The sequence below is a fragment of the Terrisporobacter vanillatitrophus genome (genome assembly GCF_051148895.1).
Classification (GTDB): Bacteria; Bacillota; Clostridia; order Peptostreptococcales; family Peptostreptococcaceae; genus Terrisporobacter; species Terrisporobacter vanillatitrophus.
The window spans coordinates 3153538-3168141 of record NZ_CP154625.1; the positions used below are offsets into that span (position 1 = coordinate 3153538).

Annotated in this window: 9 protein-coding genes; 2 read left to right on the forward strand and 7 right to left on the reverse strand. The window is 28.9% G+C overall.

The genetic code is table 11. The features are described from left to right. Positions 1 to 5: 5 nt before the first annotated feature. The 4 genes from TVTCOM_RS15590 to TVTCOM_RS15605 form a co-directional block, all read right to left on the reverse strand. A complete protein-coding gene (locus TVTCOM_RS15590) occupies positions 6 to 1766 on the reverse strand; it encodes an Eco57I restriction-modification methylase domain-containing protein (RefSeq protein WP_434797184.1) in 1761 nt (586 codons plus the stop codon). Positions 1767 to 1910: 144 nt separating this feature from the next. Continuing rightward, positions 1911 to 2732 carry an SH3 domain-containing protein gene (locus tag TVTCOM_RS15595; protein ID WP_434797185.1) on the reverse strand — a complete coding sequence of 274 codons (822 nt, stop codon included), beginning with the start codon at positions 2730 to 2732 and terminating at the stop codon, positions 1911 to 1913. A 173-nt stretch (positions 2733 to 2905) separates the two neighbouring features. Continuing rightward, on the reverse strand, positions 2906 to 3991 hold the full coding sequence (locus TVTCOM_RS15600; RefSeq protein ID WP_434797186.1) for an SH3 domain-containing protein: 1086 nt from the start codon (positions 3989 to 3991) through the stop codon (positions 2906 to 2908). Between the two features lie 248 nt (positions 3992 to 4239). Then, positions 4240 to 4674: a dUTP diphosphatase gene (locus tag TVTCOM_RS15605; protein WP_039680622.1), complete on the reverse strand. Its 435-nt coding sequence runs from the start codon at positions 4672 to 4674 to the stop codon at positions 4240 to 4242. A gap of 164 nt (positions 4675 to 4838) precedes the next feature. Between TVTCOM_RS15605 and TVTCOM_RS15610 the strand changes: the two genes are divergently transcribed. After that, positions 4839 to 7028 carry a DNA topoisomerase gene (locus TVTCOM_RS15610; protein WP_434797187.1) on the forward strand — a complete coding sequence of 730 codons (2190 nt, stop codon included), beginning with the start codon at positions 4839 to 4841 and terminating at the stop codon, positions 7026 to 7028. A gap of 64 nt (positions 7029 to 7092) precedes the next feature. On the opposite strand, the gene pepT is transcribed toward TVTCOM_RS15610, so the two are convergent. Together pepT and TVTCOM_RS15620 are read right to left on the reverse strand one after the other, a co-directional pair. Then, entirely contained in the window at positions 7093 to 8310 is a 1218-nt protein-coding gene (pepT, locus tag TVTCOM_RS15615; RefSeq protein ID WP_434797188.1) for a peptidase T, read from the reverse strand. A 199-nt stretch (positions 8311 to 8509) separates the two neighbouring features. Beyond that, entirely contained in the window at positions 8510 to 10303 is a 1794-nt protein-coding gene (locus tag TVTCOM_RS15620) for an aminopeptidase P family protein (RefSeq protein ID WP_434797189.1), read from the reverse strand. Positions 10304 to 10711: 408 nt separating this feature from the next. On the opposite strand from TVTCOM_RS15620, the gene TVTCOM_RS15625 reads away from it, so the two are divergent. Further along, positions 10712 to 11791 carry a M24 family metallopeptidase gene (locus TVTCOM_RS15625; protein WP_434797190.1) on the forward strand — a complete coding sequence of 360 codons (1080 nt, stop codon included), beginning with the start codon at positions 10712 to 10714 and terminating at the stop codon, positions 11789 to 11791. A 167-nt stretch (positions 11792 to 11958) separates the two neighbouring features. Here the strand turns inward: TVTCOM_RS15625 and ppdK are convergent, their stop codons facing one another. Then, entirely contained in the window at positions 11959 to 14589 is a 2631-nt protein-coding gene (gene ppdK / locus TVTCOM_RS15630) for a pyruvate, phosphate dikinase (protein WP_434797191.1), read from the reverse strand. Positions 14590 to 14604: the final 15 nt, after the last annotated feature.

Sequence of the window (14604 nt, forward strand, 5' to 3'; positions counted from 1 at the left end):
AATTGCTATAAGTTAAGTGATTTATTAATTAATTCGTTAACTTTATTTTGAAGGAAATGGCTTTCATTTTCAAGGTAATTAATTTCTTTATTAATGGCATTTTTTTTACCTTGCAACTTTATATTATTTTTAATAAATCCAACTTCCTTTTTAATTGAAATTATTTTTTTACTAAGAGCCTCTATTTCACTATAATTCTCATCTTTAAATATTTTTAGTTTCATTACTTTATTTGGATAATAATCATATATTTTATTCCCCATACATTTTCCTATCATTTTAAAATATCTATCATAGATTTCACTGTTTAATATTGCCACTATATACTCATAAGAGAATACATTTTCATATTCTTCCTTAATATAGAAGGAATATACGTCTGCACTACTAAAACTATTATTATCATCTATGGCAAACTTGTTGTTAGAACTCTTATATGGATACATGATTTTTTTTCTTTCAAATAAGCTAGTATCTCTTCCCCACTGAAGTTCATACCATTTTCTAACTTTCTTAATACATTCTCTTCTATTTTCCAATTTATCTTTATAAGGTTTGAAGCAATTTTCTTCTATATAAGGATATTTATTAATTTCTTTAATATCATTTGCATAAATTAGCTTTTTATTACTTTCTTCTATTATATATTGATTTACATTTCTATTTTTTATCCATGACTTTAAGAGCTTTTTGTCAATATGTTCTATTCTTTCATCTTCAATATTTAATATGAATGCTTTATCACAACCAGTAATTATACCTTGAAAACTTACACATATATCTTCTAGATCATATTCACCTTTTTGTTCTATTCTTTCATAAAGTATTTTATCTTCATAATTAAGTATTATCCAATTATTTCGTAAATCTACTTGATTAATACTTATCTTTTCACATTTCTCACTATTTAATAATATTTTTAAGTCTTTTATATTTTCAATATTTGTATTGTCTCTTATTTTGTATGTAACTAATATATTATAATTTGTTTTTTTGTTTAAAATAGCTATAAGAGGTGCTATGCCTAAATTTTTAAATACATTAACATTTTTTAAATCTATAACCTTCTTTATATCACAATTACTCCAAAGATAATCTCTAAGAAGTTTGCCTGATGGACTTTCTAAAAAATATCTCGGTGTAATAAGCCCTATTTTGCCTTCATCACTTATTAAATCTAAAGCTTTTTTATAAAAACAAAAATACATATCAGCTTTATCTTTATAAACTTCTTTATATTCACTTAATAAAAACTGTTTATATTCCTTATCTAGCATCTTATGTCCTATATAAGGTGGATTTCCTATAATATAATCAAATTTCATATAATAATCCTTTTTTAAAGCATCATCACAACTTATGTTGTTTATAATCGACAGACTGTCTTTTTTTGTATTATGATTAGATGATCTCTTTTTATTTAAGGTTTCTTTTAAAATATTTATGGCATCTTTATCTAGATCTACTCCATAGATACACTTATTTATAATATGATCACTTATATTATTAATGTAATTTTTACCGTATTTTTTGTTTATTTCATCCAAGTTATTTTTTATTAATTTATATATAATATTATAAGCTTCTATTAAAAAGTTTCCACATCCACAAGATAAATCTAAAATCTTAGGCTCTGGATTTTTAATTATATTATGGTTTTTAAATACGTCTTCTAATATATAATTAACAATTATTTTAGGTGTGTAATAAATCCCCTTCATTTTTTTGTCATACAAAGACAAACTTTCTTCATATGACTTTGCCAATTCATAGTTATCTATACTTTTCCCCCCCTTAAAATCTTCATCCCCTATGTTGAAATTATAGCATATTTGTTTTTTGTATAAATATGTAAATTACAAAGTCTTAATAATTTTAAAACCGCCTCTTTAAATGAGGCGGTTTTAAAATTACTTTAATACTCTTCTCCCATTAACAAAAGCCTTTGAGTAATAATCACTATCTAATTGAGAAATTACTACTTTACCTTGACTAGAAGATGCATGTATAAATTGATTATTTCCTAAATAGATTCCCACATGAGAAATAACATTATCCATAGCACCCACCGTATCAAAAAATACTAAATCACCAGGTTGTAAATCTTTTTTGCTAATATACGTTCCATAAGTTCCTTGCTCCTTTGATGAACGTGGTAAAGATATTCTTGCTATATTTTTATATACATACCATGTAAATCCAGAACAATCAAAAGTTTCAGGCCCTTCATCTGCCCAAACATACTTTTGACCAAGTAAAGTTTTAGCATATTCAATTATTTTTTCTGCACTTATTGAAGTTGTTATTTGAGTAATGTTTGTTATTTTATTACTTAAATAATTACTTGCTACATACCCTTCTTTTCCATTATATTTTATTTTTGACCATCCATCTGATGTTGATATTACTTCTACTTCACTTCCCTTAGATATAGTTCCTAGAATGGATGCTTTTGTTGAAGGCCCACTTCTAAAATTTAATACACTTACATTGACATACTTTTTCACCTTTTCTGCTGCTTGTATTATTTTATCACTTAAATATTTGCTAGACACAAATCCAAGGGTATCTTTGTATCTAACTAAAATCCACCCATCTGACTGTGGTACTATTTCCACTTGGGTATTTTTAGGAAGTGATTGTATTATTTCATAATTAGTAGAAGGCCCCTTTCTAAAATTCAAATTATCCACATTAACTATTTTTATATTATTATTTATACTTGCACTCATATTTTTTCTTATAATTTAATATTATAAGATTATCAACTCCTATTGATAATTTTAATAGAAAAAACTCTATTATTGTAAATATATGCATGTTCATAATAATTTGTGCCGGTTTAAATATCATAAAAAATTTTATAAATTAAAAACCACCTCTAAAAATAGAGGTGGTTTTTAATTTATAATACTCTTCTAGCGTTTACAAATGCTCCATTATAATAAGAACTCATTTGAGAAATTACAACTTGTCCTTTACTTGATGAAGCATGTATAAACTCATTATTTCCTAAATATATTCCAACATGACCAACATTACCATCATTTGGTCCACTCGTATCGAAGAATATTAAGTCACCAGCTTTTAAATTACTTTTACTTACATAAGTACCATAATTACTTTGATCCCTTGAAACTCTTGGTAAACTTATATTAGCTGCATTTTTAAATACATAGTAAGTAAATCCTGAACAGTCAAAACTGCTAGGTCCTTGAGCCCCCCATACATAAGGCTTTCCAAGTAAAGTTTTAGCTAGTGATATAACATTACTTACTGATGAAGACGTTGAAGGTGTTGAAGTAAAGTCATCAGGAGCATTACTACTTAAATACTGGCTTGATACATATCCTGTTTGACTATTATATTTTATTTTTGACCATCCATCTGATGTTGATATTACTTCTATCTTAGTCCCGCTTGATAGTGTTCCTAGTACTGAATAACTTGTTGATGCTCCACTTCTAACATTTAATGTTGAAGTATTTACATATTTTATTGTTGTACTACTTGATTCAGGAGCACTACTACTTAAATACTGGCTTGATACATATCCTGTTTGATTATCATATTTTATTTTTGACCATCCATTTGATGTCGATATTACTTCTATCTTAGTCCCACTTGATAGTGTTCCTAGTACTGAATAACTTGTTGATGGTCCACTTCTAAAGTTTAGTACTGTAGTATTTACATATTTTGTTATAGTACTTGATGAATATTCCCCAACGTATTGTCCATAAACATATCCTGTTTTGTCAGAATATTTGACTTTTATCCAGGAACCGCTTTCACCTAAATATTCTACCTTATCACCTTTATTAAACTTTCCAATTGATGCGTAACTTGTTGACGGTCCACTTCTAAAGTTTACCGCATCTGCTGTTATAACTCTATACTCAGTGTCTGCAAATGCTGTACTCATTCCTGTATGTAACATAATTGACGACGCTACTAATCCTGTTAAAACGTATTTTTTATCAATACTCATAAATATATTATAACTTATTACAGTTATAATTTACTCAACTCCTCTCACAGTGCTATTTTTTATATTATCAATTTTTAAAGATAAGTTTCTTAATAATCTTAAATAGTATAATTAGTATTATCACAAAAATGTAAGTTTTTGTCCATAAGTTTAAATATATTTACATTATTTACATGAGTAAATAACTAATTTCGGGATATAATAATAGGCCAACTATAACTTAGTTAACCTATTATTATATAAATATATTATTGTTTACCTGTACTTCCAATTCCGCCTCTATCTTCTGCTTGAAGCTTTTCTACTTCATTAAAAACTATCTTTGGTTGATTTTCTTGTATCCTAAATTGGCATATTCTATCATTTACTTCTATTACTGTGTCTCTAAGAGCAAATGCTGGCATAAACCACCAATCATTTGGCCCACAATATGTGTTATCTACGATTCCACAATGATTAGTTTGAATTATTCCAAAGTTTTTAAAAGTACTACTTCTTGGTACTATATGAGCTTCATAACCTTTTGGTAACTCCATAGCAACTCCTAAAGGAATTAATTTAAATTCCCCTGCTTTTAATTCCACTTTTTCAGCAGCTCTTAAATCTATCCAGTCAGACTTTCCATCTATGTATTCTAATCTTTTTATTTCATCATTAAGATATTGAATTTTAATATTTTTCATGTTGTTATCTCCTTTTGAATTTATTATTTTTCATCTTATTTAAAACACTTTTATATTTTACTACAATATATAATATTATGTAAGTGTATAAGAATTTAATTTCCAAATACTTGAGTAGTTCCAATATATGTGGTAATATTGTAATGTTCAAAAGGAGGTATGAAATGAAACTTATTTTAGCAGAAAAACCATCTGTTGCTAAAACTATTGCATCCTTTTTAGGGGCAAAAACTAGACACAACGGATATTTTGAAGGAAATGAATATATTGTCACTTATGCAGTTGGACATTTAGTATCTCTATATGATATGAAAGATTATGATAAAGATAAATATTCTGGATCATGGAAGATGGATAATTTTCCATTTATCCCTCAAGATAGATTTAAATTCAAAGTTGAAGCTTCTAAAAAAGATCAATTTAATGTAATTAAAACTTTGTTAAATAGAAATGATGTTGAGTACATAATAAATGCAACAGATAATGATAGAGAAGGTGAACTAATATCTTTTTTAATTTTTCTTATGGCAAAAAATAAGAAGCCTGTAAAAAGAATATTAGTTAATGAATGGACTCCTCAAGATATTACAAAAGGTCTTCAAAATCTTAAAGACGATGAAGAAATGAGAAATCTACAAGCTGCTGGTTACACAAGACTAATCACAGACTGGCTAATAGGTATAAACTTTACTTCTATAGCAACTCTTAAATATGGAAATGGTAAATTATTAAACATAGGACGTGTAATTCTTCCTACTGTAAAACTAGTTTACGATAGAGATATGGAAATAAGAAATTTCATTCCAAAAACTTATTATGAGATAGAAGGAAGTTTTAGATGTAAAAATGGTGAATATAAAGGTAAATTAGTTAAAAACAAAAACAGCAAATTTGATACACCTGAAGAAGCTAAAGCAATAATTGATAGTATTACTTCTAAAGAAGGTACTATAACAGATAAAAAAGTTACTACTTCAAAAGAGTTTGCTCCTAAATTATTTTCTTTGACTTCACTTCAAGGTTTTATAACTTCTAAGTATAGTCACTTTACATCAGATAAAGTTCTTAGCGTTTGTCAATCTTTATATGAAGGTAAAGGTAAAGGTGGATATATCACTTATCCAAGAACTGATTCTATTTTTCTTGAAGAAAGCTTAGTGGATAAGACTTCTCAAACTTTAGAAAAATTAAAAAAAGGTCTGCCTTACGAAGATAAAATTAAATTTACTAAAACAAAAAGAGTTTTTGACTCTTCAAAAGTCGATAGCCATAGTGCCATCACACCTACTTACATAATACCTACAAATCTAACACCAGATGAAGCTATTGTTTACAATGCTATCAAAGATAGATTTATAGCTAACTTTATGCCACCAGCAGAATATGAGAATACAGAAGTTAAAACTGATGTGAATAAAAATATCTTCCTTACTAAAGGAAAGGTACTTAGAATTAAAGGATATTTAGAAGTTTATAATAAGGAAGAAAAAGATGATTTACTTCCTATGATGGATAAAAACGAAATAGTTGACGTTATAGAAATCAAACCTTTAAGCAAACAAACTACTCCTCCTAAGCCATATACTGAGGAAACTCTGCTTAGAGCCATGAAAAACTGTGGTAAAAATGTCTCTGATGATGATACAACAGTTTTATCTGGATATTCCATAGGTACATCTGCCACTCGTGCTGAAGTACTTAAGAAAATTGGTCAAGTTGGATACGTAAGTAAAAAAGGAAAATCTTATTTTATAACTGACTTAGGTCAAAATCTAGTAGAAATATTCCCTGTTAAAGAGTTATTTGACGTGGATTATACTGGTAAACTAGAAAAAAGCTTAAGTGATATACAAAAAGGACAGTTTACTAGAAAAGAATATTTAAACAATATAATGAACTTTATTTGGAATAGTGTTAATCTTATTAAATATGATAGACAAAAAAAGATTTCTACAGAAAGTTTCACTTATAATGCAAAAACTAAAAAGTTTGTAAGTGATAAAAACCCTTCATCCTCTAAAAAATCTACAAAGACTGATACCAAAACATCTAAATCTAGTGAAAATACTGCTCTAGGAAAATGTCCAGTTTGTGGTGGCGATGTTATGGAAAGCGAAAAAGGATTCTTCTGTACAAATTATAATAATTGTAAATATGGTATCTTCAAAGATGATAAATACTTACAATTATTTAAAAAGAGACCAACAAAAACTATAGTTAAAAGTTTACTTAAAAAAGGTGATGCTAAAGTCAAATCTATGACTGGCAAGGATGGTAATAAATTTGATGCCATACTCAAGTATGAAAAAAATGATAAAGGATATTATGGTTGGCTAATAAAAAAAGATTCATAATAAAACTGGAGGAATAAATCTAAATATTTATTCCTCCAGTTTTTAATTAATCATATAAAAATAATTACATTTCTGCATATATTTTAACTAATTCAATAGCTATCTCAACAACTTTGTCCATACCTTCCACACTTATATGTTCACAAGCTCCATGATAAGCAGCTCCACCAGTTCCTAAGTTTGGACAAGGAAGTCCTTTGAAACTTAATTGAGCACCGTCAGTTCCTCCACGTATTGCATCTACAGTCGGCTCTAAACCTACTGCCTTTATAGCTTTTTTAGCATTGTCTATTAAATGCATACATGGCTCTATTTTTTCTTTCATATTTCTGTATTGTTGTTTTATAGTAAGAGTTACTACACCTTCACCGTATTTTTTATTCATAGTTTTTTCTATGTTTTGTAAGAATTCATTTCTTGCAACAAATTTATCTGCATCATGATCTCTAACTATGTAAACTAATTTAGAATACTCAACTGAACCTGTAGTTTCCATTAAATGATAAAATCCTTCATACCCCTCAGTAGTTGCTGGAGTTTCATTTGGTAACATTGAGTTTATCTCCATAGCTAATAATTGAGAATTCACCATTATATCTTTTGCACTACCTGGATGAACATTTATACCTTTTATCTCAAATGTTGCTGTTGATGCATTAAAGTTTTCATATTCTATTTGTCCTTCTAACCATCCGTCTAAAGTGTATGCAAAATCAGCTCCAAATTTTTCAACATCAAAATTATGAGCCCCTGTACCTATTTCTTCATCTGGATTAAATCCTATACTTATTTTTCCGTGAGGTATATTTTCCTTTTGTATTATTTCTATTGCAGTCATTATTTCTGCTATACCTGCTTTATCATCTGCCCCAAGTAAAGTAGTTCCATCTGTAGTTATTAAAGTTCTTCCTTTAAAGTTTTTTAAATGCGGAAAATCTGAAACCTTTATAACTCTTCCACTCTCTCCTAAAACTATATCTTCTCCATCATAATTTTCTATGATTTGTGGGTTTACATTTTGTCCACTTATGTCTTCTGAAGTATCTAAGTGAGCTATAAATCCTAATTTGGATTTGTCTTCATATCCTTTTGTTGCAGGTAAAGTTCCATAAACATAACATTTATCATCTATATGAGCATCTTCTATTCCTAGTTCTTTCATCTCTTCTACTAATATTTTAGCTAAATCAAATTGACGAGAAGTAGAAGGTACAGTTTCACTACTGCTATCACTAGTAGTCCATATTTTTACATAATTTAACATTCTTTCATAAGCTCTCATAATTTTGCTCTCCTTCTGTTGAAAAATTTATTTTAATTTTAATAAAAAACTGGGTTCCGTAACAGCTCAGAACCCAGTTGTAATACTTTTATTATGATACTGTGTAATAATTAAGCTACTTTATTTTTACTATTTTCATTATCATCAGCAACTAATTTACTTAAACTTTTATAATTAATTCTGTTTTTAATTTTCAATACTATATTTCTCTTGTATAGTCTTTTAACCAGTTTCTTTCGTCTTCATTTAAATAAGGACTGATTGTTTCATATACATTTTTATGATAAGCATTTAAATACGCTTTTTCTCTTTCATTCATTAAACTTGGATTAATTCCATCTAAATCTATTGGACACATAGTTATTGCATCAAATGCCATAAATTGTCCATTTATATTTTTTTCTAGTCTTTTAACAACTAGTTGATTTTCTATACGAATTCCATGAGAACCTTCAACATAAATTCCTGGTTCATTTGTTATAACCATTCCTTCTTCAAAAGGAGTTGTTTCATGTTTTGCAGGCACAATATACCATCTAAATCCACTTGGTCCTTCATGTACACTTAGCATATATCCAACACCGTGTCCTGTTCCACATTTATAGTCAATTCCCATATCCCACATTGGGCCTCTTGCAAGTATATCTAAGTTATACCCTCTACATCCATATAAAAACTTAGCCATTGAAAGATTTATCATACCTCTTGCTACTGCAGTATAATGTGTTTTCAATTCCTCAGATATTTCTCCCAATATGTATGTTCTTGTTACATCTGTAGTTCCTTCTAAATAATGACCGCCAGAATCTACTAAGAACATATGCTCTGCTTTTATTTCGTAATCACTTTCTTCAGTTGCTGCATAATGCATCATAGCAGCATGTTCTTTATAACCTGCTATAGTTTCAAAACTTAAGTCAACAAACCCTTCTTGTTCTTTTCTAAGCTGTAATAGCTTTTCTGATGCACTAAGTTCACTAATTTCAATTTTACCTACGTTAGTTTTTAGCCAGTACATAAATTTAGTACATGCTATACCATCTTTTATATATGCATTTTCTATATTTTTTAATTCAGTTTCATTTTTCATCGCTTTCATTAAAACTGCAGGATTTTCTATTTCTACTTTTTTAATGCTTTCTGAAATATTATTATATAAAGAATAATTTACTCTCTCTGGATCTAGCATTATAACTTCTTTATCATCTAATCCTTTTATGAAATCATAAACATCATTATATGGTCTTATTTCTATATTACATTGATTAAATTCTGACTTAACAACATGATCAATTTTTTTCTCATCAATAAATAAATAAGCTTTATCAAGAGTTATAACTGCATAAGCAAGTACTACAGGTGTATAACTTACATCATTTCCTCTTATATTAAATATCCATGCCACCTCATCTAGAGTTGTAACTACATGAGTTGTTGCATTATTTTCTCTCATTACATTTCTTATTCTATTTATCTTAGATTGAAAACTTTCTCCAGCATATTTCACATCTAGAGCAAAAGCCTTTTCTTCTGATAAAGCATGTCTATCTTCCCAAATAGAATCAACAAGATCTTCATCATACTTAATGATAACGTTTTTCTTTTCTAATTCTTCTTTAAGTTCTAGCCCTTCACCAGCTGCTATTAGTCTTCCATCAAAACCTAATTTTCCATCTGTATCTATATTTTCTATAACAAACTCATTAACAGTTGGCACTCCTTCTTCACCCATTTTGAATAAGTCTATACCACTTCCTGATAACTCTTTTTCAGCTTGAATAAAATATCTTCCATCAGTCCATAGTCCAGCTTTTTCTTTAGTTACTACTACAGTTCCTGCTGAACCTTTAAAACCTGAAATAAATTGTCTAGATTTAAAATGTTCCCCAACATATTCACTTTGATGATTGTCTGCAGAAGGAATAATGTAAGCATCTATGTTTCTATCTTCCATTATTTTTCTAAGTGCAGATATTCTACTTGCTATACTCATATACTATCCACCCCTAAATATAATATTTTGTAAAACATTTGATATTAAGTTGTCTACAAGTCATATACATTTGAATATAATTATTTCATTTGAAATATATATTTGCAGTTAATATTTCTTGTCATCTGTAATTATAATATAATCTTAGAATAATTACATTATATATATTTTTTTATATATAAAGATACAATAATCTGCCACATTATTCCTAATAACTACATACTAGTAATAACATTGTGAATTTTTTAATAATTCAATAAAATAAAAGCGTTTTACTTTTTTATTTTTTAAGTTTTTAATGACTAATATTGACTTTATTAGACATGAATACTACAATAATCTTAGTTAATTTAAATAAATAAATTTTTAGATTAATTAATTTGTACTTTACAATAGGGGGATTTATTAATGGATCAAATGAAATTACAAAGAATTATTACATCAATGAAGGAAAACGATATTCCTCAATTAATAGTAGCTGATCCAGCTTCTATATGTTATTTAACAGGCCGTATGTTAAATTGTGGAGAAAGAATGCTTGCTCTTTATCTTGATATTGAAGGCAATCATAAATTTTTCATAGGTAAATTATTCCCACAGTCTACTCCAATTGAAGGAGCTGAAATAGTTTACTTTGATGATATCGATGATTATGTAGGAATGTTAGCAAACTGCATGAGAGAAAATACTATAGTTGGTATAGATAAAGTTTGGCCAGCTAAGTTCTTATTACCTTTAATGAGTAAATTAAATGCTACTAAATTTATTGATGGATCATTTATAATAGATGACATTCGTCAAATTAAAGATGAAAAAGAACAAGAATTAATGAGAGAAGCGTCAAGATTAAATGATAGCGTTATTGAAAGATTAATGCCACTTGTTAAAGAAGGTTATACTGAATTAGAAATGGCAGATAAAATCTTAGAAATGTATCTTGAAGGTGGAGCACAAGGTCACTCTTTTGATCCAATTATAGGATATGGTGCTAACGCTGCTGACCCTCACCATGAATCAGATAACTCTAAAGGTAAATTTGGAGATTCAGTTGTTCTTGACTTAGGTTGTGTAAAAGATGGATATTGCTCTGACATGACTAGAACAGTATTTTTAGGTGAAGTTTCTGAAAAAGGAAAAGAAGTATATGAAATAGTTAAAGAAGCTAACTTAAGAGGTATTGCTGCTTGTAAACCAGGAAATAGATTCTGTGATGTAGATAACGCTTGTCGTGACTACATAACTGAAAAAGGTTACGGAGAATATTTCACTCATAGAACTGGTCATTCTATAGGAATGGAATGCCATGAGTTCGGTGATGTATCTTCTGTAAATGAAGCTATATTAAAACCAGGTATGATATTCTCAGTTGAGCCAGGTATTTATTTACCAGGTGAAGTTGGAGTTAGAATAGAAGACTTAGTATTAATAACTGAAGATGGTTGTGAAGTATTAAACAATGTAACAAAAGATTTAATTGTTATAAAATAAATATTACTTTAGTTATTTATCATAAAATCGGAGCTTTTAAGGCTCTGATTTTTTATGCAAATTTTAAATAATAGCATATCTCTCAATGGTAAGTACACTACAACAAAAAAGGTCAAAGTACTTAGACTTTGACCTTTTTTATTATATATTATTATTTATTTATGTGTCTATTTTAATTTTTTCTTAATAGTTGCTTGTGCAGCCGCAAGTCTTGCTATTGGAATTCTATATGGTGAACAAGATACATAGTTTAGTCCTGTCTCATAGCAGAATTCTACTGATGTAGGATCTCCTCCATGCTCTCCACAGATTCCAAGTTTAATATTATCACCTTTTTCTCCTCTTGCTAGTGTTGTTGCCATTTTTACTAATTTACCAACACCATTTTGGTCTAATACTTGGAATGGATCTTTTTCTAATATTTCTTCATCCACATATTGACCTAAGAATTTTCCAGCATCGTCTCTAGAATATCCAAATGTCATTTGTGTTAAATCATTTGTACCAAATGAGAAGAAATCAGCTTCTCTTGCTATTTCATCAGCTATTAAACAAGCTCTAGGTATCTCTATCATTGTTCCTACAGTATATTTTAAATCCACGTTACTTTCTTCTATAATTGCATTTGCTGTTTCAACTATAATATTTTTAACTACTTTAAATTCATTTAACGCACCAACTAGTGGTATCATTATTTCTGGTTCAACATTTAAACCTTCTTTATTAACTTCTATAGCAGCATTTATTATAGCTTTAGTTTGCATTACAGCTATTTCTGGATAAGTAACTGCAAGTCTACATCCTCTGTGACCAAGCATAGGATTAAATTCAGACAAGTCTACTATTCTTTTTTTGATTTCACTAGCTTGAATATTCATATCCTTAGCTAATTGTTCTATTGTTTCATCATCATGTGGTAAGAATTCATGTAGTGGTGGATCTAATAGTCTTATATTAACTGGTCTGTCACCCATAACCTTATATATATCAACAAAATCTTGTTGTTGCATAGGTAATAACTTATCTAAAGCTTCAACTCTATCTTCAACAGTATTTGATAATATCATTTTTCTAACAGCAGGTATTCTGTCTTCATCGAAGAACATATGCTCAGTTCTACAAAGTCCTATACCTTCTGCACCAAAATCAACAGCAGCTTTTGAGTCTCTCGGATTATCTGCATTAGTTCTAACTTTCATATCTCTAACTTCATCAACCCAGTTCATTAACTTTTCAAAATTACCTGTCATAGATACTTTTGTTTTAGCTACTTCTCCTAAGTAAACAATACCTGTAGAACCATCTATAGATATGAAATCGCCTTCTCTTAGAACTAAGTTGTCTTTTCTCACTTCTTTAGCTATTTCATCAACTTTTATTTCTCCACAACCAGCGACACAACATTTACCCATACCTCTGGCCACAACTGCTGCGTGAGAAGTCATACCACCTCTTGCTGTAAGTATTCCTTGAGAGCAGATCATTCCTTCTATATCTTCTGGAGATGTTTCTTGTCTAACAAGTATTACTTTTTCTCCGTTTTTTGAAGCTTCTACAGCCTCTTCAGCAGTAAAGTAGATTCTACCACTTCCAGCTCCTGGTGATGCTGGTAATCCTTTAGCTAAAACTGTAGCTTCTTTTAATGCTTTATCTTCAAACTTTGGATGTAATAGTTGATCTAATTGCTTAGGCTCAACTCTCATTATAGCTTCTTCTTTAGTTATTAAACCTTCTTCAACTAAGTCTACTGCCACATTTATAGCAGATGCAGCTGTTCTTTTACCATTTCTAGTTTGTAAGAAGAATAATCTACCTTTTTCTATAGTAAACTCAACATCTTGCATATCTTTATAATGATTTTCTAATGTTTTAACAGTATCTATAAACTGTTTATAAATTTCTGGCATTACTTTTTCAAGTGTATCTATAGGCTCTGGAGTTCTTATACCTGCAACAACATCTTCACCTTGTGCATTTATCAAGTATTCTCCTAATAACTTATTTTCTCCTGTACCAGGGTCTCTTGTAAATGCAACACCTGTACCAGAAGTGTCTCCCATATTACCAAATACCATTGATTGTATATTAACTGCAGTTCCTAAATTATTTGGAATATCATTTAATCTACGATATACTATAGCTCTTGGGTTATTCCAAGATCTAAATACAGCTTCTACTGCTAACATTAATTGTTTTTTAGGATCTTGCGGAAAATCTTCTCCAACTTCTTTTTTATATATTGCTTTATATTCTTCTACTATTGATTTTAAATGATCACATGTTAAGTCTGTATCAAATTTAAAATTATTCTCTTCTTTATATTTATCTAGAACATTTTCAAATTTATATTTTGGAACTTCCATGGCAACATCAGAAAACATTTGTATAAATCTTCTATAACTATCATATGCGAATCTGTCATTATCAGTTGCTTTTGCCAATGCTTTAACTGTATTGTCATTTAATCCAAGATTTAATATAGTATCCATCATACCTGGCATTGATATAACTGCACCTGAACGAACAGACACAAGAAGTGGATTTTCTTCACTTCCCAATTGTTTGTTTAAATCTTTTTCTAAAGAAGATAATTTTTCTTCAATTTGGTTTATAATTTCTTGCTTGATTGTTTTATTGTTTTCATAATAATCGATACATGACTCAGTTGTTATAGTAAACCCAGGAGGTACAGGAAGTCCTATTTTAGTCATTTCTGCTAAATTAGCTCCCTTTCCTCCTAATAATGATTTCATTTCTTTGCTTCCTTCATTAAAGCTATAAACGTATTTAGCACTCATATCACGAATCCCCTT